This is a genomic window from Fusobacterium sp., assembly GCF_032477075.1.
Classification (GTDB): domain Bacteria; phylum Fusobacteriota; class Fusobacteriia; order Fusobacteriales; family Fusobacteriaceae; genus Fusobacterium_A.
This window is the reverse complement of record NZ_JAWDXO010000003.1, coordinates 51,116-74,240: the sequence shown is the minus strand read 5'-3', so window position 1 is coordinate 74,240 and position 23,125 is coordinate 51,116. Positions and strand designations below refer to the sequence as shown.

Genomic DNA, 23,125 nt, shown 5'->3' with positions numbered 1-23,125 from the left:
ATAAAATTGGGAAATACTTAGAAAAAGTAAAATAACTTATATTTTCAGGAGGGAGATTTATGGAAGTAAAATTAGCTCGTATTGATAACAGATTACTTCATGGAATTGTAGCATCACAATGGTCACCAAGTGTAGGAGCAATGAGAGTCATGATAATAGATGATGAAGTTGCTGGAGATGAACTTAAAAAAAATGGAATGAAACTGGCAAAGCCAGCTGGTTGTGCTCTATCTATAATAAGTCTGGAAACAGCCCTTACTAATTATAAAAATGGAAAATATACAGGACAAACAGTATTTCTAATAGTGAAAAATCCTCAAACTATACTTGAATTACTGGATGCAGGAATTAAGATATCTAAATTAAATATAGGAGCAACAGCAGAAAAAAATAATGAAATAAAATTGTCAGGACAGGCAACTATAACAAAAGAAGAAATGAAACTATACAGAGAAATCTATGACAGAGGAACTGCTATAGAAATCCAATATATACCAGCAGACACAATAATACAATTTAAAAACTTTTTAGAAAAATAAAAATCAAAGGGAGGTCAAAAAAATGTTATCAGCATGGCAGGTTATCATTATAACTATATTGGCATTTTTGGTTCCTGTAGATAAGTATGGTATGACTTTTGGATTGAGATGGCCAATTATACCAGCCTTTTTAATGGGATTTATATTGGGAGATATGCAGACTGCTCTTTACATTGGAGGAACTTTACAGTTAATGTCATTGGGAGTAGCAAGCATAGGTGGAAGCAGTGTTCCTGAATATTCAACAGCTGCAATTATAGCCACTACAATAGCAGTTGTAACAGGAAAAGGAATGGAAGCAGGACTTGCAATAGGATTGCCAGTAGCCATGCTGGGAGTTCAATTAGATGTTTTTGCTAAAATTTTAAATGGTTTTGTAGTGCGTACATCGCAAAATTATGCAAATAAAAAAGATTTTGGAAAAATGATAAAAATATTAATGGTAGGTCCACTAATTACAGGACTAACAGCAGCGATTCCAGTATTTTTAGCTATCAGTATGGGGCCAGAAATAGTAAATAAAATATTGGCAATAACTCCATCATGGTTTATTTCAGGTTTGACTATAGCTGGAAGAGTTTTACCAGCTGTGGGAATAGCAATGCTGTTAAATTATATGCCTGTAAGAAAATATGTTTATTATTTATTTTTGGGGTTCTTTTTTGCCGCATATTTAGGAGTTCCAATCTTAGGGGTGACTATAATAGGACTGATAGCATCAATGAAATATTATAGTGAAAATCAAAGTAAAATGGGAGTAAATGGGACATCGTCTGATAATGTTGCTAATGTAGGAGGATTGGAAGATGAATAATGAAACTAGAGCAATTTTAGATAAAAAAGATTTAAATAAGGTTATAATGAGATGGATGCCTATGGCTGTAAATACATATAACTATCAATATCAGCAGGCAGGAACTGTGGTTTATTCGCTATATCCTGCATTGAGAAAAATCTATAAAAATGATGATGAACTTCAGGCATCAATACAGAATCATTTTAATTACTTTAACTGCATGCCATGGCTTGCACCTCTAGTGCTAGGAGCGACCTTAGCCATTGAAGACAATGGAGGGATAAAAGATAAAGAGATAGTTCAGAATATAAAAACAAGTCTGATGGGACCTCTTTCTGGAGTGGGAGATACAATATTCTGGGTACTTATTCCTACAATTATTGGATCTATTGCAGGATATATGGCTTTAGAAAATAATCCCACTGGTGTAATTGCATGGATTATTATAAATATAGCATTTATGTTTATGAGATTCAGATTTATACATTTAGGATATAATCAGGGAATTAAATTAGTGACAACTTTTGGAAATAAAGTTGCTCTATTGACAGAATGTGCCTCTATTTTGGGATTGGTTGTTGTTGGATCATTAGTTTCTTCTGTTGTAAATATAAAAATACCTATGGTAATAAAATATGGTGAAGTTTCAATGGCAATTCAGCCTATGCTGGATAAAATTTTACCAGCTTTGGTTCCAGTACTTATAACTTTTGGAATTTATAGAGTATTAAGAATGAAAAAAATAGGAATAACAGGAATAATCTTAATGGTCATTATTTTTAGTATGTTCGCAGCTTATTTTAAAATATTAGGCTAGGAGGAAAAAATTGAAAAAAATTGTTATTGCTTCACATCATAAATTAGCATTTGGTATGAAAAAAACGGTTGAATTTCTTACAGGGTTTACTGGTATTTATGAATTAAGTGCCTACCTGGATAATGGGGATATTCGGGAACAGATAAAAGAAATAATGGATAATATTAAAGAAGATGATGAAGTTTTTGTTTTTACAGATATACTAGGGGGGAGTGTTACTCAAAATTTTTTCCCATATTGCAGTGATAAAGTACATGTAATATGTGGAATGAATCTTCCAGTAATACTTTCTGTAATAACAGAAATAGATGAAGATATAAAAAAAGAGGATATTTATAGAATGATTGAAGAATCTAGAGAATCTATTGTATATGTAAATGAATGTATGGCTGCAGAAGATAGTAATGATGAATAATGATAAAATTTTGCTGGAGGAATTATGAGAACAATTGTAGTATTAATGGATACTTTAAGAAGAGATTATCTTTCTTGCTATAATGAAAATACAGACTGTATTACAGAAAATATAAAGAAATTCAGTGAGGAAAGTTGTGTATTTGAAAATCATTTTACAGGAAGTATGCCTTGTATGCCAGCAAGAAGAGATATCTTTACTGGAAGACTAAATTTTTTAGAGAGATCATGGGGGCCAATAGAAATATTTGATAAAACTCTTCCAAAAGTTTTAGAAAATAAAAAAATAAAATCACATATAATAACAGACCATGCTCATTATTTTAGAATAGGTGGAGAAAATTACTGCCAACAGTTTTCAACATATGAATTTTTTAGAGGTCAGGAAAGTGACCCATGGATATCATTGATAGATGATCCTTATATGCCGGAAAAATATTTTGGAGATGTAAAGAGGCAGTACCAGTGTAATAGAACAAGATTTAAAGAGGAAAAAGATTTTCCAAGTGTTAAATGTTTTGATGCAGCTATGAATTGGGTAGAGGAAAATAAAAATGCCAAAGATTTCTTTCTTATGGTAGAAACTTTTGACCCTCATGAGCCCTTTGATATACCAGAAAAATATTTAGAATTATATAAAGATGATTATAAAGGACCACACTTTGATTTACCAAAATATAAAAAAATAGATGTGGAAACAAAAGAGGCTATGGAACATTTAAAGAAAAGGTATAAAGCATTAGTTACAATGTCAGATGTTCACTTTGGAAAATTTATTAATAAATTGAAAGAAAATAATATGTATGAAGATACTCTGATTATATTTACTACAGATCATGGATACTGTTTAGGAGAAAGAGAATATCTTGGAAAAAGTTATATGCCAGCATACAATGAACTTGCTAATATTCCTCTAATAGTTCATTTTCCTAATAATAATCATTCTGGAAAAAGAAAATCAGAATTGACACAAAACATAGATATAATGCCTACTGTTTTAGATTATCAGTCACTGGAAATTCCAAATAGTGTAACTGGAGGTTCTCTTAGAAACATTGTAGAAAAAAATGAGCAGAATAAAGAATTTTTATTATATGGAAGTTTTGGATTAGCTGTAAATATTTATGATGGGCAGTATACTTATATGAGAGGAGCAAGGGATAATTCAAAATGTTATGAATATACCACTTCCCTTACAACAATAAGAAACTGGCTGGGAAAAGATATTCCAGAAAAAATAGAATGCGGACATTTTTTGAAGAATGTAGATTTTCCAGTTTATAAAGTACCAGCTGAGAAGAATGCTCTTGTAAGTGATTTTTCTTATATTATGGAAGATCATCTCTTTGATATAAAAAAAGATTATAAACAAAAAAATGATATAAAGGATTCAGAAATTATCAAACTCATGGAAAGAAAACTTTCAAAAGCATTGAAAGAAAACGATGCTCCTGAAGAGCAATGGGAAAGATTAGGATTAAGTAAATAAAAAATATAAACTTTAATAAAATATAGAGGATATGGAAAATATATAAACAGAAATATAATTTCAGAACTTTTCTAGTAGAAGAGTAATACAACAGTTTTACTGTTGTATTTAAGTAATTACAGCAGTTAAAATTATCAATTGCTTAATTATTGGAAATTTAATTAAATTTTTGGTTATTCATACCCTCTTTTTTTATATTCTTTTCTATTATTGCTTTATTACTCATGATTATTGCAACAATGGCAGAAATTTATTTTTTTTATGACTAAAATATAATTGAATTTAGTGATAGAATGAATTATAATTATTTCATAAATATATGTGCTTTTACTCAAGGGGGGAAAGAAGTATGAAAAAAATTCTATTTTTATTTATGTTCTTTTTTTTATTCTCATATGTTGCAGTAAATAAATTTACTCTTGGAATAATAGTTTTTATAGTGTATATGGGATTTGCCTTACTGGCACTAAAAAAAGGTAATACACTGAATTCTGTTATTGACATCTCTTTTGAGTATAGTAAAAAATCTAAAGTGGTTTTAATGATATTTATATTTGTGGGAGCTTTAACAGCTAGTTGGCTCTCTTCTGGAACAATTCCTGGTATTGTATATTTTGGAATAAAATTTATAAATCCAGGTCTTTTTATATTCTTTTCTTTTCTCATAACAAGCATAATAGCTTTTTTCCTGGGGAGTTCATTTGGAACAGCAAGCACAATAGGAATAGCTCTTATGGCAATAGCTCGAAGTGGAAATATAAATGTTAATATTGTAGGAGCTGCAATAATTTCTGGAATTTATTTCGGAGACAGATGGTCACCTCTCTCATCTAGTGCTAATTTAGTTGCCAGTCTTGCAGGAATAGATATATATTCAAACTTAAAAAATATGGTAAAATCGATGATGATACCATATCTTCTGACAAGTTTGTTTTATATATTTCTGTCTAGAAATTATGTACTAAGTACAAATGAAAATAGTATTTCAGGACTTATTTTAAATACATATAATTTAGATATAAGGTTTATCTTCATACCAGTAGCATCAATTGTAATTTTCTCTCTTTTAAGAATAAATGTAAGAATTTCTATGGGAATAAGTATAATTTTAGCTTCAGTTATAGCTGTAATAATTCAAAAAGAAGAGCTTATAGATGTAATAAAATATTTAACTTTAGGATTTTATAAATTTAATGGAACTTCTCTAGAGAAGATTATAAAAGGTGGAGGAGTTCTATCAATGCTCAATGCCTCCATTCTTATAGTTATTTCCTGTTCTCTTGTTGGAATTTTTGAACAGTTAAATATACTTCATTATATAAAAAATAAGATAACAAATGTAAAAACAAGAGCAGATTTATTCAGAAATACTGTAATTGTAAGCTTTATCACTGGAATGGTAGGAGCAAATCAGACTATTGCAGTTATAATGACTGAAAACATTGTAGAAAAAGTTTATGATGAAAAGAAAATAGAAAGAATACATCTGGCAAAAGATATAGAAAATTCAGCAATAGTTCTCCCTGCAATCATTCCTTGGAATATAGCATGTTATCTTCCATGTACAATGCTGGGAATAGGAAGTATTAAATTCATACCTTTTGCAGCTTATATATATCTGATCCCAATTTGTACATATATATATTATAGATTTATTTTAAAAGAAAAAGAAATTTAAGAGAAGATAAAAATATATAATAAAATTTATGAAAAAGGAGGGAGTATGATGAATAATCTATTGTCCGTCATACATAATGAAAATGTTAGAGATAAGAATGGCTGAAAAAAATGATGTAGAAAAAATAGTAAAAATAGAACAGGAGTGTTTCCCAGCTGCTGAAGCAGCAAAAGAAGAAGATATTTATAAGAGATTTGAAGCTTTTGGAGAGAATTTTATAGTGGCAGTTGAAAATGGAAAAGTTATTGGTTTTGTAAATGGGTGTACAACAGATAAACCAGAGCTTCCAGATGAATTGTATCACAATACCTTATTGCATAAAGCAGCAGGAGGTTATCAGACAGTATTTGGATTAGATGTACTGCCAGAGTATAGAAAAAAAGGAGTAGCTGGAGAATTGCTGAAATATATGATATCCTTAAGTAGAAAAAGAAATAAAAAGGGTATTATATTGACATGTAAGGATTATTTGATTGGATATTATGAAAAATTTGGTTTTGAAAATCAAGGAGTATCTGCTTCTTCTCATGGAGGAGCAAAGTGGAATAATATGTTTTTAAATCTTGAAAAATAAGAAACATAAATAGTTGAAAATATATCTATAAATAAAGGGGCTGTTGCAAAACTTTTGCAGCCCCTTTTTATAATTATAAAATTATTCTTTAACTTTTAATTCAAGAACATCAGGTCTTGAATAATGCCCACAAACATCAAATTCCATACGACTCATAGGGATTTTTTCCATATCCAGTTCAGCATAGATAATAGCTTCTTTATCCCATACAGGTTCTGTTTCATAATGTCCATAGGGATCAACAATGCAACTTCCGCCACGGCATACAATATCAGGAAGTTTTGCAATTTCTTCTGGACAATGTAAATTATCAGGATACATATCTTTTGTAAAATACATATCACAGTTAATGAAATAGCAGTGACCTTCAATCGCTATATGACGGATAGTTGCCTGCCACTCTTCATTATCATTGGTATTTGGTGAAATATATAGAGTAATTCCTTTTTGATATAGAGCAACTCTAGCTAAAGGCATATAACTTTCCCAGCAAATTAAACTTCCCATTACTCCCCAAGGAGTATCAGCTACTGGAAAATAATCTTTATCTGCATCTCCCCATACAACACGCTCTGCACCAGTAGGTTTTAATTTTCTATGAACAGTAATTAATTCTCCATCAGGAGAGAAAAAGAGATTTGTATTGTAAAGAGTAGCTGTAACAGGATCACGTTCAGAAACTCCAATACTCACATAGGCTTTAGCTTCTTTAGCTGCCTTACCAATACATTCTGTTTCTATACCAGGAACCAGAATAGAATTATCATAATACATCTTCCAGTCCTTACGTCCATCAGCATTACGGCTTCCTACGGTAAAACCAAATGTCATACCATAAGGATATCCAGGAATGAACAGTTCGGGAAACACAATTAATTCACTATTCTTTTTTGAAGCTTCTTGAATTAAACTAACAGCTTTTTTAGTACAGAGGTCTTTATCAAACATCACTGGAGCAGCTTGTACTACAGCAACTTTACATTTGCTATTTAAATCTTTCATTTTTCCCCCTTGTAAATCAGAATATTATCAAGCTTTCTATATTATTTATTATATCAGAAATACTGAAGGAATGGCAGTTATTTCTATTATTATTTAAAATTTTCCAGTTCTCTGACAGCTTCCCAAATCATTTCTTTTGTAACAGGGAAAGCAGAGACATTTAAGTCAGGAACATCTACAGCTTTTTGAATAACAATTTCCATTTCTTTTTCATCTGTACCAAGATTTTTATATGATACAGGAAGTCCAATGCTCTTATAAAATGGTATTATTCTATTGATTTCATCAGTTCTTCCATCTACTATAAGCAATACAAGAACTCCATAAGAAACAATTTCTCCATGTAAATGACTGACTTCAACATGATGAATAGTAGAGAATCCATAACATAATGCATGAGCCAGAGAACTATTATAGTCATTTATTACATAGTTTGAAACAATTCCAGTTGTGACGATTATAGCAAGAACTGTTTCTTCTAGTTCAGTGGATACTCTATCTGCTTTACAGTCATCAAGAGCTTTTTTTCCATACTTAACAAGAGGTTCCTGACATAATTTTGATAGAGTAACTCCAAGAGCATTTGAGTGATTTAAAGATTTGCCTCTTGAAGAAAACTCTGGCTCATATCCCTTTGCCATAGTATCTCCGATTCCTGCCCATAGATACTTTTCTGGTGCTTCTGCAATTATTTTTGTACTTATAAAAGTATGCTCTGCTGGAGCAAATCTCCAGTAAAGATTTTTGAAAGAACCATTTTCATTGTACATAGCACAAACAGAAGTAACAGATGCACAAGTTGAAGATATAGTTGGAAAAGTGAAGAGAGGTTTTTTTAGCTCTCCAGTAAGACACTTACAAGTATCTATTGCTTTACCTCCACCAAAAACAAATACCATATCAGCTTCTATAACTGATTTTTCTTGCTTTAATTTTTCAACATTTTCATAACATGCTTCTCCCCCAAACCAGAGAGTATCAATAACTTCTAACTTACTGTTTTTTACTGCCTCTTTAACTATATCACTAGCTTTAGCTAAAGCTGTTTTTCCACCTATAAAAACTACTTTTTTTCCATATGCTTCACAAATAGAAGGAACTTCATTATAGGGATTTTCTCCAATACTGTAATTTGGTAAAAATATATTTCTTGTATTCATTTATAATTCTCCTTTTTTTCAAATTTATATGTGTTTACTATTCAGCAAAAGCCTGTTTTCTTTTTACAGATATTACAATATTATTTTCAGCTGCATATTTTCTGTTTTTATAGGCACCAACTGTTAAAAATGGAATTATAATAATTGCAATACCTAAATATCCACAATAACCATAGCCATATTTTATGATCTTGCTAAGACCTATCATTGATACACTCATAGATATAATCATACAGAAACTTGAAGTTATGATCCTTCTTATAATAGGTTTCTCAATTTTTTCCATAACTTTTATAGAAGAGAATCTTGAAACAAAACCATATATAGTAGTTACTCCAGTTGATATGAAACATAGTAACAAAGCAATATTATAGAACCAGTATAAAATATTAGCATCTAACTGTTGACATATGTATAGAGAAGGCAATGTAGTAGCTCCAGCCTGAGTAAAATCACCATACCATCCCAACAGCATAACTACGGACATTCCCAGAGCAATAGAATTCATCACAAAAGCTATTATCATAGATTTTGAAACATTCTCCTTATCTCCTAACTGTTTTCCACAAGCTATCATTGTAGGAATAACAACAGATTGAAAACCAGCATATGTAAAAGCATTAAGGATAGATTTTCTTATTATAGTATTGTCAGTAAAAAATCCCTGAGAAAAAATTATAGATATTTCTGGTGCTTTAGCTTTTATTCCCATGAAAAATATTATAAAAGTAGATATTAAAATACATATTGACATCACTGTAGAAACTTTAGATACTAAATTAGAGCCAAATATAGTCATAACAAGTAGAATAGCTCCAACTCCCATTACAGCCATTTTATATCCCATAATTCCATTGGCTGAAATTAAAGAAGCTGCCCCAGCAATAACTGCTCCAACTGCACATATCACCATAATATTAAAATATATTTCAAATAACCATTCCAACTTATCAAAAGGATGATAAAGAGTTTCAAAAAGTTCTTTATAATTTTTTAAATTTCTTGAGTTTTTCATAATGATACATTCTCTTATAGTAAGAGCTAAAAGAGCCATTGCTATTATAGCTGAAATGATTCCCCAGACACCATTACCTACAAAATACTGAGTAGCCTGATTACCACTGGCAAAACCTCCACCTGCATGAGAACTGAATAAGACACTAGCTACTGCAAATATTGCTCCAAATCCGATTTTAGTATAGTTATTATTTTCTTTTATCATAATTCTTCTCCTTTGTTTTATATTTTTAAATATTAATGTCCTTTATAGTTAATATTTAGAAATAGAGTAAAATTGATTTGAAGTTTATATATTTTATTATTATTTCATTTATATTTTTTTCTTTAAAAATTTTTTTAAATATTATTGTTGCTCTCATTTTAATTCCCCCCCTGAAAAACTTTATAAATAAAAAAGACAGCCTCAAATCAGGCTGTCTCCAAGTTTCAAACTTTAAAATTTTATATAATAAAATTAGAGGGAGTTCCTAATATGATTTTTCACACTCAAAAATATATTGCTTATAAGAGTTATAACCAATAAACTGAGTATGAGGTTTGTCATATTAGAAATAAACATATTGTATTTTCTCCTTTTTAATTATTTTTGAAAAAATTAATTGATTAATAATACAACATATAAAAATAAAATGCAAGTATTTTTTTAAAAATATATTTAAAGAAAATAAATTGTTACAATAAGTAAAAAGAAATTATATTAGATTTAAAATTGTGAAACAATCTTTTTTCTTTTAAATTATTTGGTTTAGAATATAATTAAATATTTGAATAAATTACAAAACATTTTAAAAGAAAAATACCTGATAAACTATTCAATTTAATAAAAATTAGTTTGTTTTTAAAATATGAAAAATATTCTTGACATGGAGCTAACTTCATATGGTACACTTCATTAAATAAAAATATTTATTTTATAAAGTTTAGTTGAATAGGAGTTGAATGAATGAGTTATTTTTTTCTTGGTTTATCAGCAACACTTTTTGCATTTTGCCTTTTTGTTATGCAAAAGACGGTTAAATATGTATTTCCTTCTGATAAAAAAATCTTTATAATAGTGTTATTTTTAATGATGACTATACTTTTATATGGATATCAGTTTTTTAATTCATATTTTGTAAATAATTTTTCATATATAAGTAATAAAATCCTTTCATATATAGTTTATTATTATTTAGCTTTTATTATCTATGGAGCTATGGTATATTTTTTAGTTTTAGTAATAGAGATGATATTCAAGTATAAATTAAATTTTAATTTATATAAACCAGCATTTATAATAATTTTTATCATATTGGGAATAGGAACTTTCTATAAACATAATACAATGGTAACAGAATATGAAATAGACAGTGAAGGAAAAGTTACAGCTCCCATGAATATAGTTTTAGTTTCAGATGTTCATTTGGGATATATAAATGAAAATGCTTCATTTATAAAGATGATAGACAAAGTAAATTCTTTAGAACCAGATATAGTGCTAATAGCTGGAGATTTAATAGATATGTATTTAGAGCCTGTTTTAGAAAAAAATATGCTGAATGAATTAAAAAATATAAAAAGTACTTATGGAACTTATTTTACTCTTGGAAATCACGATATATATGGAAGTAAAGCTGCCATGCTTACAGAAATACTTAGAAATAATGCAGGAACTATTGTATTGAGAGATGAAAAAATTCTGATAAATAATGAGATTTATATAGCTGGGAGAGATAATTTTTCACAAAAACCAATTAAGGAAATATTAGATGGAAAGGATGATAAACCTGTAGTTCTTATACAGCATACTCCAGATACTATTGAAGAAGCGGTAGAAAATGGAGTCTTTCTGCAAGTATCAGGTCATACTCATAAAGGACAAATGTTTCCAGGAAGAATTTTTACTAAAAAGATTTTTAAAATAGACTATGGGCATGAAAAAATTGAAGACACAAATATTATAGTTTCTTCTGGTTATGGAACTTGGGGTCCTCCTATTCGTATAGGAAGTCAGTCAGAAATTGTTATTATAAAAATAAAATAATTTTAATAAATTTTGAGGACAGCTAAAGACTATGTTTCTGCTTATTTAGTTTTCCTCATTTTTTAATTTATAACTTTTTTTAAAATTAAACCTTCTATTAAATTTAATCATAAAATGATAAAATATTATTTAGGCAATAGGGAATATTCAAGGAGGAAAATGTGGAAAAAAGTTTAATTGAAAGTTTTAAAACAAGTTCAATAAATTTAAATATAGAATCAAGTCAAAATTTTCAGCATAAATTGCTTTGTAATAAAGAAGAAAAAATAGTAATAAATTTGAGGAAGGAACTAGAAAATTGTGATGAATTTATAATTTCAGTAGCATTTATAACAGAGGGAGGTTTATCCTTAATTTTAGAACAGCTGAAAGAACTTGAAAATAGAAATGTGAGAGGAAAGATTCTTACTGGAGATTACTTGAATTTTACTGAACCAAAAGCATTAAAAAGACTTTTAAAATATAAAAATGTTGAATTGAAAATATTATCTAAAGAAAAGTTTCATGCTAAAGGATATTTTTTCAGAAAAGGGAATCTTTGGACTTTGATAATTGGAAGCAGTAATTTGACTCAGACAGCTTTAACAGTAAATTTTGAATGGAATTTAAAAATAAACTCTTTAGAAGATGGGAGGATTACAAAAGATATTTTAAATAGCTTTGAAGAAATTTTTGAAAAACTTCCAAAATTGGATTTAGAAATGGTAGAAAATTATGAAAAAGTATATAAACTTTCAAAGGATTATTCTAAAATTCAGGAAAAAAATCAAAATTTTCTATTTATAAAAGATATAAAACCCAATTTTATGCAGAAAGAAGCATTGGAAAATTTAAAGATATTGAGAGAAAATGAAGATAAAGGTTTATTGATTAGTGCAACTGGAACGGGAAAGACATATTTAAGCGCCTTTGATGTAAAAAATGTAAAACCAGAAAAAATGTTATTTATAGCTCATAGAAAAACTATATTAAAAAAAGCTAAATATACTTTTGAAAGCATTATAAAAAATAAAAAAATGGCTATATATGGAGAGGAAAATATTGCAGAAGCAGATTATATATTTGCTATGGTTCAAACTTTAAATAAAAAGGAACATTTAGAGAGATTTCCTAAAAACTATTTTAACTATATAATAATTGATGAAGTTCATCATAGTGGAGCTAAAACGTATCAAAGTGTAATAAGTTATTTTAAGCCAGATTTTTTATTAGGAATGACAGCAACACCAGAAAGAAGTGATGATTTTGATATTTATAAATTATTTGACCATAATATAGCATATGAAATAAGACTTTATGACGCACTTAGAGAAAATCTGCTGTGTCCATTTCATTATTTTGGAGTTTCAGATATAACAATAGATGGTGAATGTATTGACAATAAAACTTCTATAAAAAACCTTACTTTAGAACAAAGAATAGATCATATAATTGAAAAAAGTAGATATTATGGATACAGTGGAGAAAAACTTCATGGATTGATGTTTGTATCACGAGTGGAAGAAGCAAATATTCTTACAGAAAAATTTAATGAAAGAGGAATAAAAAGTATAGCACTTACAGGGGAGCATGGAGATAATTCAAGAGAGAATGCTATTGAAAAATTAGAAAATGGAGAGATAGAATACATCATAACTGTAGATATTTTTAATGAGGGAATTGATATTCCATGTGTAAATCAAATTATTCTTTTAAGACCTACAGAATCTTCTATTGTATATATTCAACAATTAGGAAGGGGTTTAAGAAAAAATGAAAATAAAGAGTTTGTTGTAGTCTTAGATTTTATAGGAAATTATGAAAAAAACTTTTTGATACCAACTGCAATTTCTCAAAATAATAGTTTTGATAAAGATTTTATGAAGAAATTTCTTTTGAATGGAACAAATATGATTCCAGGGGAAAGCTCAATTTCTTTTGAAGAAATAGTAAAAGAAAGAATATTTGAAAATATAAATAAAACCAATTTTTCAACTAAGAAAAATATAGAACATGATTTTAATCTTTTGGAAAAACAACTTGGAAAAATTCCAATGTTAAATGATTTCTTTACAAGAAATATGATAGAACCAAATGTAATTTTAAAATTTAGAAAAGATTATGACAGTGTCTTGAAAGCTTTAAGGCCTAGTACAGAATTTGGAATTTTATCAGAAATAGAAAAGAATTTTTTAACTTTCTTATCAAGTTTTTTTACTCCAGCAAAGAGAATTCATGAAATGATAATATTACGGGAAAGTATTAAAAATACAAAGATTTCAGTAGAAGAAATAGAAAATATTTTAGATAGGAAATATAAAATAAAACAGCAAAAAGAAAATATAGAAAATGGAATAAAACATCTTTCTAAAGAAATTTTTACAAGTCTTTCTACTATGAAGGAATTTGAACCTATTTTAGAAAAAATTGATGGAGAATATAATTTAAATAAATTCTTTAAAATAGGATATGAGAATAACAAATATTTCAGAGAATTAATAGAAGATTTGATTAAATATAATTTGGGATATGTTGAAAAAAATTATAAACAATCTGGAAAAGAGTCAATTCAAAAATACAAGCAGTATACAAAACAAGAGGGATTTTGGCAGCTGAATCTGGATTTTAATAATGGATATCAGGTAAGTGGGTATACTGTTTTTGAAAAAGAAAAAAAAGTTGTAATGTTTGTGACAATGGAAGATTCCAGTATTTTTGATAATAAATTTTTAGACCAACAGAGATTTCCATGGTTTTCTAAAAATAACAGATGTCTGAGCAGAGGTAATAAACTGACAGCTGAAGGAAAAATAGCAGAAAATAATTATGTTTTAGAAATATTTACAAAAAAGAGTTCAGGAGAAAGCTTTTATTATTTGGGGCAAATTGAAAAAGTTTTAAAAGCAAAAGAGTGTTTTACTGAAAAAGGAATACCTCATGTAGAATATGAATTGAAATTAAAAAATGAAGTTCCAAAGGAACTTTTTGACTACTTGCAAATTTGAGAAGGAATATTAGGAAATTTATAAAAAAATTATAGATATATTGAAATAAAAAGAATATTTATTTTATATAAATATTAAATTGATTAAATAAATCTAATTTTTCATTTGCTTAAGAAAAAATTTGTTTTGAAACAATATTCATGGAATAAATTGATAAAATATATTTAAAATATACATGGAACAAAGAAAAAATATTATAAAAAAATAAAAAGAGAATATAAAATATAAATTTATTTAGATATAATATTTATATTCTATAAATTGTATTAATAGTGAAAAATTATTGACAAAATATTACACTAAGTTTATATTATAAAAGAGTGTTTTTTATTTTTTAGAAAATTATAAAAAACTTTATAATATTAGGAGGAATTCATGAAAGATTTATTAGATAAGCTAGTCAGAAAAAATATGGCTGAAACAAAGTTAGGAACAGTTGCAAGTTATATTCCAGAATTGGATAAAGCTAAAAAAGATGCACTAGGATTATATATTATAGATGTAGAAGGAAATGAATATTGTTCAGGAGACTGGGATACAAAATTTACAATACAGAGTATCTCTAAAATAGTGACATTGATGCTGGCTATATTAGATAATGGAGAAGAATATGTATTCTCTAAAGTTGGAATGGAACCTACTGGAGATCCATTCAATTCCATTAAAAAACTAGAAACTTCGAGCAGAAGAAAGCCTTATAATCCTCTTATAAATGCAGGAGCTATAGTGATAGCTTCAATGATAAAAGGAAGAGATGTAAGGGATAGATTTCAAAGACTTTTAGAATTTTTTAGAAAAATATCAGAAGATGAAACTTTAGATGTAAATTATAAAATATACTGTGGAGAATCTGAAACTGGAAATAGAAATAGAGCAATGGGATATTTTTTAAAGGGTGAAGGGATAATAGAAGGAAATGTAGAAGATGCATTAGACATATATTTTAAACAATGTTCAATAGAAGTAACTGCTAAAACTCTGGCAAGGACAGCACTGTTTTTAGCAAATAATGGTAAATTAAGTACAGGGGAAACAGTGATTACTCCCAGAATAGCCACTATTGTAAAAACTCTTATGGTAACTTGTGGAATGTATGACAGTTCAGGGGAGTTTGCTGTGAGAGCAGGTATACCATCAAAAAGTGGAGTAGGGGGAGGAATACTTTCTGTAGTACCAGGAAAAATGGGAATTGGAGTATATGGACCTTCTCTTGATAAAAAAGGAAACTCAATAGCTGGAGTACTTTTATTAGGAGATCTTTCCAATGAATTGAATCTTACAATATTTTAATTATGAAAAATTTTGTTTAAGAGAATAAAAGATGATAAAATAAAAGATATTTAAATAAACAAATATTAGTATGGGAGGAAAGAATGATTTTTTTGTATGATGCTTTTAACTGGCTGAACAACTTTATCTGGTCTTATATATTAATAGTACTTCTTGTAGGATTGGGAATATATTTTTCATTTAAGACAGGGTTTGTTCAATTTAGACTAATTGGAGAAATGTTTAGACTGCTTGGAGAAGGAGCTATGAAGAATGAAAGTTCTAATGAAAAACATGGTTCAAGTGGAATATCATCATTTCAGGCATTTTGTATTTCAACAGCTTCAAGAGTAGGAACTGGAAATATGGCAGGAGTGGCTATAGCTATTGTTATAGGTGGACCAGGAGCTATTTTTTGGATGTGGGTTATGGCCCTTATCGGTTCTAGCTCAAGTTTTATAGAAAGTACATTAGCACAGGTATATAAAGTAAAGGAAGGAGATCATTTTAGAGGTGGTCCTGCCTATTATATGGAAAAAGCTCTAGGGAAGAGATGGATGGGAATTGTTTTTTCTGTATTAATATCTATAACTTTTGGTCTTATATTCAATTCAGTACAAGCTAATACTGTATCATTTGCATTTGAAAAAGCTTTTAATATTAACAGATTATATTTGGGAATAGCAATTTCTGCTGCTACTGCTATTATTATATTTGGTGGAGTAAAAAGAATAGCTCATGCAGTGGAATACATAGTTCCTGTAATGGCAGTTGCATATGTATTTGTAGCATTATTTGTTTTAATAAAAAACTTTACAATGATACCATCAGTTGTAAACTCTATTATTTCTAATGCTCTTGGATTTAAACAAGCAGTAGGTGGAGGACTTGGAGTTGTTATTATGCAGGGGATAAAAAGAGGATTATTTTCCAATGAAGCTGGGATGGGAAGTGCTCCCAATGCTGCAGCAACAGCAAATGTTACACATCCTGTAAAACAAGGCCTTATTCAAACTTTAGGTGTATTTACAGATACTATATTAATTTGTTCTGCAACAGCTTTTATAATATTAATGTCTGGAGTAGATTTACAAGGAGAGTCCAATGGAATACAGCTGACACAGGATGCACTTGTTTCACAGGTAGGCTCTTGGGGAAGTATATTTATTGCTGTATGCATATTTCTATTTGCATTTTCATCTATTATAGGGAATTATTATTATGGAGAAACAAATATTGAATTTCTAAATGGTAATAAAATTTGGCTGAATCTTTATAGATGTTTTGTTGTATTCATGGTAATGTTTGGTTGCCTTGCTAAAGTCCAGATAGTATGGGATATGGCAGACTTATTTATGGGATTTATGGCAATAATGAATCTAGTAGTAATAGCATTGCTTTATAAAGTAGCCATAGCAGCTCTTAAAGATTATATTACTCAAAAGAAAAAAGGTTTAAACCCTCAATTTAAGACTTCATCAATTCCGGGATTAAAGAATGCTGAATGCTGGGATGAATAAAAATAAATATATTAATAATAAAATCCACAAGTATAATTACTTGTGGATTTTTATATTTTATAATAAAAAATTAATTCATTTTATGATGTGCAATATTAAATTTTGATTTAATATAAGGGAAATTGTTTAAAAATAAATCATAAAATAGTTGACAATAAAAAAATCATAGAGTATACTTATATTAATTAATAAACTTTCTTTATTAAAAAATGAAAGGAGAGAATAATGATGACTATTAATGGAAAACCTAAAATAATAAAAGAAATAAATATGGCTTTAGTTAGAAAAAATATTATTAGACATTCACCTATAACAAAACCAGAACTGTCAAAAATATTAGGGCTTAGCTTGCCAACTGTAAATAAATGTGTAGATGAACTTCTTGAAAAAGAGATAGTGAAGATATTTGAAGGAGAGATACAGGTAAAAGGGAGTGGAAAAAAGCCTGTGTTTTATGAAATAAATAGTGATCATGTATCATATATAGCTGCATATTTTAAAGGAACAGTTCTTACAGTAAGGGAATATAATCTTATTGGAAAAATAAAGAATGAGAAAGTAAAAAAATTGAAAGAAGATAGTGATGAGAAAATATTAATTTCAGTTTTAGATAAAATAATAAATGAATCTAAGAGTAAAGAGAATATAGAAGCTGTTTCTATTGGAATTGCAGGAATAACAGAAGAAAATGGAAGTATTAATAATGTATATACTTTGAGAAAATTTAATGGAGTTTTCTTAAAAAGAGTATTAGAAGAAAGATATAATATACCAGTAATAATAGAAAATGATGCAAATTTGGTGACTTTTGGTCTTATAGACAAAGTAGAATTTAATGCTAAAAATCTTGTATATATTTATATGGGAACTGGTATAGGAACAGGAACTGTAATTGATGGGAAACTTCATAAAGGAAAATCTAATTTTTCTGGTGAAATAGGAGAACTTCCTATATCAGAAGAAAAAACTTTAGAAGATGATTATAAAGAAATAATAAAAAGAAAAGATATGGAAAAATTTGAAAAAATGATTATTTTTATACTTATGATAATTATTTCTGTTTTGAATCCAGAAATAATAGTGCTAAGCAGTGATATATTAAAAATAGAGAAAAGTTTATTAAGGCATATAATCAAAAAGATATCTGAAAGACTTGGAGAAAAAAATATGCCAGAAATTATCCTTGACAGCAATGATATTGAAAATGGAATGAAAGGTGCATTAAAATTAGCTCTTCAAGAAAGTGATAAGGATTTAAAAATAATAGGAAAATAGGAGTAAAAAATGGAATATATATTATCAGTAGATGGGGGAGGAAGTAAAACTTTATATTGTCTTTATGAAATAGAGAATAACTGTAAGGAATATATTAAAGGAAACAGCACCAATTATAAAAATATTGGAATAGATGCTGTTAAAAGTAATCTTGAAGAAAATATTAATGAAATAATGAGTAAAAAAAATATTAGTTTTAAAGACATAAAATATTTTGTTTTTGGACTTTCAAGTTGTGACACTGCTGAAGATTATAATCTTTTTAAAAAACTGCTTGAACATATTGGAATAAAAGAGAATTTTGTAATAATGAATGATGCAGAATTAGCTTTCAGAGCAATATGTCCATTTGAAGATGGTGGAGTTATTGTATCTGGAACAGGGTCTATAGGTTTTGCTTTTGATGAAAAAAAAGTAGTAAGAGTTGGAGGTTGGGGAAAAGAACTTAGTGATCTTGGATCAGGATATTGGATTGGAAGAAAATTTCTTGAAAAATATATCCTTTATTTAGAAGATATGGAAGAAAAGGATGATTCTTTTGATAAAATAGAAATATTGGCTAATGATAAAAGGAAACAACTGGAAAAAATAGTTGAAAAATATGATACAACAGAAAAAATAGCAAGTGTAGCAAAGTTTGTTATAAAAGAAAAAGATACATTATTATGTAAAAAAATATTAGATGAAGCAGCAGAAGAACTTACAAAAATGATTAAACAGATATCTAAGATTATAAAAAAAGATATGTATACTCTTGTATTATCCGGAGGAGTAGCTGTAAATGAAATAGTTACCTCTAAAATAAAAGAAAAACTAATACAATACAATTTAGAAGGGAAGATAAAGTTAGTTACTAATAAATATGAACCTGTTGATGGTGGAATAAATATAGGACTTAATTATCTGAATAAAAATATCTAGATGGTGGTGAAAATGAAAAAATATTTGCAGGTATTTTCTGGAGGATTTTCAAATCTGGAAGTAGATATAAATAAATTGAAAGAAAAACTTTTAAAAATAATGAAGATAAAAAAAATAGATGGAATTATTATAGGGTGGAATGAAAATAAAGAATTATACAAAGAATTAAAAGAATTTCTAAGACCTTATGAAACAAAACTATATTTTTGGTTTCCAGTGTTTTCAGAACTATCTTATTATAAAAAATTCAGTAAAGTATTAGACTGTAAAGAAGAGGGAATAGAAAACTTTTCATTTCAAGAAGGGGAAAATTTTGAATTTTATTGTCCTAATACTATTGAAAATATTAAAAATATAAAAGAAATATTTAATGATAAGTTTTCAGATTATGAAATAGATGGAGTTTTTCTTGATAAAATAAGGTATCCAGCATTTTCAAATGGAGGAAAAGCTGTATTTAGTTGTTTTTGCCCTGTATGTATAGAGAAAATGAGAGAAAAGGGAATAGATGTAGAGAAATTAAAAATATATATTGAGCAAAGTTTTGAAAAACTAGAAAGTAACCCTCTTGAGATAGAAAAGTATAAAAATTTCAGATATAAATTTAAAAATAAGGAAATGAATCAATATTTTCAATTTAAAAATGATTCAATAGTTGAAAAAATAAATGAGCTTATTGATTTCTTCAAAACTAAAGGATTAGAAGTTGGTTTAGATACATATGCTTCTGACATTTCCTATCTCTTTGGACAGGATATAATCAGACTCAACCAAAAAGCAGATTTTATTAAACCAATGTATTATAGAAGAACCTATGCACCAGCAGGAATACCCTTTGAAATTCAAACTTTTAAAAAGATGTATAATAAAGAAGCTGGGGAGTTTCTTTTAAAGATTATAGGAGAAGAAGATTTAAAAGATAATATAGGAAAAAAACAGATGACAGAGGAAGTAAAATATTTGTCTAAAAATTTAGAGAATATATTTCTGGGAATAGATTTCAATAGAAAAGAAAATATTGCATTGAGTAATGAAGAATATATAAAAGAGGTATTTGATATTTTAGAAGAAGGGGATTCAAAAGGAATAGTTCTTTCATGGGATTTAATGAGTATACCAGAAGAACATTTGAAGATATTTCTGGAAAAGGAGGATAAATGCGATTAGGAGATGTAATTCTAAATTGTAAAAATATAAGCAAATCTTTTTCCAAAGTAGAAGTTTTAAAAAATATAAATATTGAAATAAAAAAAGGTGAAGTTCATGCAATAATAGGCGCAAATGGTGCTGGAAAGTCTACTTTGATGAAGATAATATGTGGGGTACATGAAGCTAATGGCGGAGAACTTATATATAAAGGAAATGTAGAAAAATTTAAAACACCTTTAGAAGCACAAAAAAAAGGAATAAGTATAATATATCAAGAATTAAGTCTTGTATCAACACTTAAAAACTATGAAAATCTTTTTGTAGGAAATGAGATAAAAAAATATGGTGTATTTACTGATGATAGTGCCATGATTAAAAAATTTAAAGAGTTATGTAAAAAATTAAATTTTGATATTGATCCTATGGAAATAACTAGAAATATGAGTATATCTAAACAACAGATGATAGAAATACTTAAAGTTGTAGCAAATGATTCAGATATTATAATAATGGATGAACCAACTACTTCATTATCAGAAAAAGAGAAAAAATCTTTGTTTGATGTTATAAGAAGATTAAAAGAAGCAGGGAAGACAGTTATATATATTTCTCATATGCTTGAGGAGGTATTTTCAGTCTGTGATAGAATAAGTGTCTTGAGAGATGGAAAATTTATAGCTACTAAAAAAGTTTCAGATCTTACAAAAGATAAAGTAGTAGAATTAATGACAGGAAAAGCAGTTAAAAAAGGAAATACAAGAGAAAAAAAAGATAATAGAAATGAAGTAATTCTTGAAGTAAAAGAACTGAAGTATAAAAATATATTAGAAGATGTGTCTTTTCAGGTAAAAAAAGGAGAGATTTTGGGAATAGCAGGATTAGTTGGTTCTGGAAGAAGTGAATTAGCAGAATGTATATTTGGAGCAAGAGAGATAGATAAAGGAGAAATTTATCTTGATGGAAAAAAGAAAAAATTCTCTCATCCTAAAGATGCTATAAGAAATGGAATAGGATTAATACCAGAAGATCGAAAGAATTTTGGACTTATATTGAAACATACAATAAAAGATAATTCTACACTAATACAAATAAAAAATATGCTATCTGGCATTCTTTTAAACAGTAAAAAAGAAAATAAACATATTGAGGAATCAATAAAAGATCTTTCAATAAAAGTTTCAGATTATGATTTGAAAGTATCAAGTCTTAGTGGAGGAAATCAACAAAAAGTAGTTATCTCAAAATGGAAAGATATGGATTTAAAAATTTTGATATTTGATGAACCAACAAAAGGAATAGATGTAAATGCCAAGGAAGATATCTTTAAGGTAATTGAAAATTATGCAGCTAAAGGAGTAGGAATAATTTTTATATCTTCTGATCTTGGAGAAGTAGAAAGAATAGCAGATAGAGTTCTTGTATTAAAGAGAGGAAATTTTATCAATGAACTTAGAGGAAATGATATAAATATAGAAAAAATAAACTATTTGGCATTAAATGGTTAGGATGGAGGATCTATGTTAGTACAGTTAAAGAATTCTTTCAGAAGGGAAAATCTACTGAAAAATTATGGAATAATAATAGGCTTTTTAGTTTTATGTACAATAATAAGTTTTGCAACACCTAATTTTCTTACAAGAAACAACATACTTAACCTATTGAGGCAATCATCAATAATAGGAGTTATAGCAACTGGAATGACATTTGTAATAATTTCTGGAAATTTTGATATATCAGTAGGAAAAATAGCTGCCCTAGGTGGAACTATAATAATGAGTATGATTTCAAATGGTCATAGCTTTATTATAGCATTTTTAACAGCACTTTTAGCAGGAGCAGTTATTGGATTAATTAACGGATTTGCAGTTGCAGTCATTAAAATACCATCTCTTATAGCAACTATGGGAATGGTCGTAATTTTACAGGGGCTCATTTTTATATATACAGGGGGATATCCAATATCTGGAACAAATCCAGTCCTTTCTCTTATTGGAAGAGGCTATATCTTAGGAATACCTGTGCCTGTAATAATTTTCTTCCTTGGGGTGATACTGGCTAATATAGTTTTAAGAAAGACAGTAATGGGAAGAAGAATATATGCAGTAGGAGGGAATGAAGATTCCAGCAGACTGTCAGGTATAGATACTATAAAGTATAAAATAATGGTATTCATGATAAATGGTATGGCCTCAATAATAGGAGGGCTTATCTTGGTTTCAAGATTGAGCACAGCAACTCCTACAGCAGGAGAAGGATATGATATGGATGCTATAGCTTCAGTTGTAATTGGGGGAACAAGTGTAAATGGTGGAGAAGGAAATGTTATGAGAACAATAATAGGGGTTCTTCTCATGAGTGTTATAAGTAATAGTTTCAATCTTATAGGTGTGAGTATATATTTTCAATATGTTTTTAAAGGAATAATAATACTAGCAGCAGTAGGGTTTGGAAGTTTTAAGAAAAAATAAATTTCAACATAAGAATAAGGAGGAGCA

At 28.1% G+C, this 23,125-nt stretch carries 19 protein-coding genes; 16 read left to right on the top strand and 3 right to left on the bottom strand.

Annotation, left to right across the window (positions count from 1 at the left end; translation table 11 throughout):
• The first annotated feature begins 59 nt into the window (after positions 1 to 59).
• The 7 genes from E6771_RS02590 (at position 60) to E6771_RS02560 (ending at position 6,307) form a co-directional block, all read left to right on the top strand.
• Positions 60 to 539: a PTS sugar transporter subunit IIB gene (locus E6771_RS02590; RefSeq protein ID WP_316089497.1), complete on the top strand. Its 480-nt coding sequence runs from the start codon at positions 60 to 62 to the stop codon at positions 537 to 539.
• A gap of 22 nt (positions 540 to 561) precedes the next feature.
• On the top strand, positions 562 to 1,353 hold the full coding sequence (locus E6771_RS02585) for a PTS sugar transporter subunit IIC (RefSeq protein ID WP_316089496.1): 792 nt from the start codon (positions 562 to 564) through the stop codon (positions 1,351 to 1,353).
• Complete coding sequence (locus tag E6771_RS02580; RefSeq protein ID WP_316089495.1) at positions 1,346 to 2,152, top strand: PTS system mannose/fructose/sorbose family transporter subunit IID; 807 nt, start codon at positions 1,346 to 1,348, stop codon at positions 2,150 to 2,152. Before E6771_RS02585 ends, E6771_RS02580 begins: the two co-directional genes overlap by 8 nt.
• A gap of 10 nt (positions 2,153 to 2,162) precedes the next feature.
• A complete protein-coding gene (locus E6771_RS02575; RefSeq protein WP_316089494.1) occupies positions 2,163 to 2,567 on the top strand; it encodes a hypothetical protein in 405 nt (134 codons plus the stop codon).
• 24 nt (positions 2,568 to 2,591) lie between these two features.
• Complete coding sequence (locus E6771_RS02570; protein ID WP_316089493.1) at positions 2,592 to 4,055, top strand: sulfatase; 1,464 nt, start codon at positions 2,592 to 2,594, stop codon at positions 4,053 to 4,055.
• Positions 4,056 to 4,404: 349 nt separating this feature from the next.
• On the top strand, positions 4,405 to 5,733 hold the full coding sequence (locus E6771_RS02565) for a Na+/H+ antiporter NhaC family protein (RefSeq protein WP_316089492.1): 1,329 nt from the start codon (positions 4,405 to 4,407) through the stop codon (positions 5,731 to 5,733).
• Positions 5,734 to 5,809: 76 nt separating this feature from the next.
• Complete coding sequence (locus tag E6771_RS02560) at positions 5,810 to 6,307, top strand: GNAT family N-acetyltransferase (protein WP_316089491.1); 498 nt, start codon at positions 5,810 to 5,812, stop codon at positions 6,305 to 6,307.
• An 81-nt stretch (positions 6,308 to 6,388) separates the two neighbouring features.
• Here the strand turns inward: E6771_RS02560 and E6771_RS02555 are convergent, their stop codons facing one another.
• The 3 genes from E6771_RS02555 to E6771_RS02545 form a co-directional block, all read right to left on the bottom strand.
• A complete protein-coding gene (locus E6771_RS02555) occupies positions 6,389 to 7,309 on the bottom strand; it encodes a carbon-nitrogen hydrolase family protein (RefSeq protein ID WP_316089490.1) in 921 nt (306 codons plus the stop codon).
• An 89-nt stretch (positions 7,310 to 7,398) separates the two neighbouring features.
• Entirely contained in the window at positions 7,399 to 8,469 is a 1,071-nt protein-coding gene (locus E6771_RS02550) for an iron-containing alcohol dehydrogenase family protein (protein WP_316089489.1), read from the bottom strand.
• Between the two features lie 37 nt (positions 8,470 to 8,506).
• Complete coding sequence (locus E6771_RS02545) at positions 8,507 to 9,691, bottom strand: hypothetical protein (RefSeq protein WP_316089488.1); 1,185 nt, start codon at positions 9,689 to 9,691, stop codon at positions 8,507 to 8,509.
• 741 nt (positions 9,692 to 10,432) lie between these two features.
• Between E6771_RS02545 and E6771_RS02540 the strand changes: the two genes are divergently transcribed.
• The 9 genes from E6771_RS02540 to E6771_RS02500 all read left to right on the top strand — a co-directional run bounded on the left by E6771_RS02540 (position 10,433) and on the right by E6771_RS02500 (position 23,098).
• Positions 10,433 to 11,512, top strand: a complete 1,080-nt coding sequence (locus E6771_RS02540; protein ID WP_316089486.1) for a metallophosphoesterase — start codon at positions 10,433 to 10,435, stop codon at positions 11,510 to 11,512.
• Between the two features lie 161 nt (positions 11,513 to 11,673).
• Complete coding sequence (locus E6771_RS02535) at positions 11,674 to 14,496, top strand: DEAD/DEAH box helicase (protein WP_316089485.1); 2,823 nt, start codon at positions 11,674 to 11,676, stop codon at positions 14,494 to 14,496.
• A gap of 375 nt (positions 14,497 to 14,871) precedes the next feature.
• On the top strand, positions 14,872 to 15,786 hold the full coding sequence (gene glsA / locus E6771_RS02530) for a glutaminase A (RefSeq protein WP_316089484.1): 915 nt from the start codon (positions 14,872 to 14,874) through the stop codon (positions 15,784 to 15,786).
• A gap of 83 nt (positions 15,787 to 15,869) precedes the next feature.
• On the top strand, positions 15,870 to 17,285 hold the full coding sequence (locus tag E6771_RS02525) for an alanine/glycine:cation symporter family protein (protein WP_316089482.1): 1,416 nt from the start codon (positions 15,870 to 15,872) through the stop codon (positions 17,283 to 17,285).
• A 225-nt stretch (positions 17,286 to 17,510) separates the two neighbouring features.
• A complete protein-coding gene (locus E6771_RS02520; protein ID WP_316089481.1) occupies positions 17,511 to 18,560 on the top strand; it encodes an ROK family transcriptional regulator in 1,050 nt (349 codons plus the stop codon).
• A gap of 9 nt (positions 18,561 to 18,569) precedes the next feature.
• Entirely contained in the window at positions 18,570 to 19,481 is a 912-nt protein-coding gene (locus E6771_RS02515) for a BadF/BadG/BcrA/BcrD ATPase family protein (protein WP_316089479.1), read from the top strand.
• Positions 19,482 to 19,493: 12 nt separating this feature from the next.
• Positions 19,494 to 20,648, top strand: a complete 1,155-nt coding sequence (locus E6771_RS02510) for a hypothetical protein (RefSeq protein ID WP_316089477.1) — start codon at positions 19,494 to 19,496, stop codon at positions 20,646 to 20,648.
• Positions 20,639 to 22,135: a sugar ABC transporter ATP-binding protein gene (locus E6771_RS02505; RefSeq protein WP_316089475.1), complete on the top strand. Its 1,497-nt coding sequence runs from the start codon at positions 20,639 to 20,641 to the stop codon at positions 22,133 to 22,135. Before E6771_RS02510 ends, E6771_RS02505 begins: the two co-directional genes overlap by 10 nt.
• 12 nt (positions 22,136 to 22,147) lie before the next feature.
• The gene (locus E6771_RS02500) at positions 22,148 to 23,098 is read left to right on the top strand and encodes an ABC transporter permease subunit (RefSeq protein WP_316089474.1); all 951 of its coding nucleotides are present in this window, start codon (positions 22,148 to 22,150) and stop codon (positions 23,096 to 23,098) included.
• The last annotated feature ends 27 nt before the right edge of the window (positions 23,099 to 23,125 follow it).

Bases quoted from the DNA above. Each gene is read 5' to 3' on its own strand.
- E6771_RS02540 (WP_316089486.1), top strand. From the start codon at position 10,433: ATGAGTTATTTTTTTCTTGGTTTATCAGCAACACTTTTTGCATTTTGC.
- E6771_RS02515 (WP_316089479.1), top strand. From the start codon at position 18,570: ATGGAATATATATTATCAGTAGATGGGGGAGGAAGTAAAACTTTATAT.
- E6771_RS02580 (WP_316089495.1), top strand. From the start codon at position 1,346: ATGAATAATGAAACTAGAGCAATTTTAGATAAAAAAGATTTAAATAAG.
- E6771_RS02510 (WP_316089477.1), top strand. From the start codon at position 19,494: ATGAAAAAATATTTGCAGGTATTTTCTGGAGGATTTTCAAATCTGGAA.
- E6771_RS02525 (WP_316089482.1), top strand. From the start codon at position 15,870: ATGATTTTTTTGTATGATGCTTTTAACTGGCTGAACAACTTTATCTGG.
- E6771_RS02565 (WP_316089492.1), top strand. From the start codon at position 4,405: ATGAAAAAAATTCTATTTTTATTTATGTTCTTTTTTTTATTCTCATAT.
- E6771_RS02590 (WP_316089497.1), top strand. From the start codon at position 60: ATGGAAGTAAAATTAGCTCGTATTGATAACAGATTACTTCATGGAATT.
- E6771_RS02560 (WP_316089491.1), top strand. From the start codon at position 5,810: ATGAAAATGTTAGAGATAAGAATGGCTGAAAAAAATGATGTAGAAAAA.
- E6771_RS02500 (WP_316089474.1), top strand. From the start codon at position 22,148: ATGTTAGTACAGTTAAAGAATTCTTTCAGAAGGGAAAATCTACTGAAA.
- glsA (WP_316089484.1), top strand. From the start codon at position 14,872: ATGAAAGATTTATTAGATAAGCTAGTCAGAAAAAATATGGCTGAAACA.
- E6771_RS02505 (WP_316089475.1), top strand. From the start codon at position 20,639: ATGCGATTAGGAGATGTAATTCTAAATTGTAAAAATATAAGCAAATCT.
- E6771_RS02555 (WP_316089490.1), bottom strand. From the start codon at position 7,309: ATGAAAGATTTAAATAGCAAATGTAAAGTTGCTGTAGTACAAGCTGCT.
- E6771_RS02570 (WP_316089493.1), top strand. From the start codon at position 2,592: ATGAGAACAATTGTAGTATTAATGGATACTTTAAGAAGAGATTATCTT.
- E6771_RS02550 (WP_316089489.1), bottom strand. From the start codon at position 8,469: ATGAATACAAGAAATATATTTTTACCAAATTACAGTATTGGAGAAAAT.
- E6771_RS02545 (WP_316089488.1), bottom strand. From the start codon at position 9,691: ATGATAAAAGAAAATAATAACTATACTAAAATCGGATTTGGAGCAATA.
- E6771_RS02520 (WP_316089481.1), top strand. From the start codon at position 17,511: ATGATGACTATTAATGGAAAACCTAAAATAATAAAAGAAATAAATATG.
- E6771_RS02585 (WP_316089496.1), top strand. From the start codon at position 562: ATGTTATCAGCATGGCAGGTTATCATTATAACTATATTGGCATTTTTG.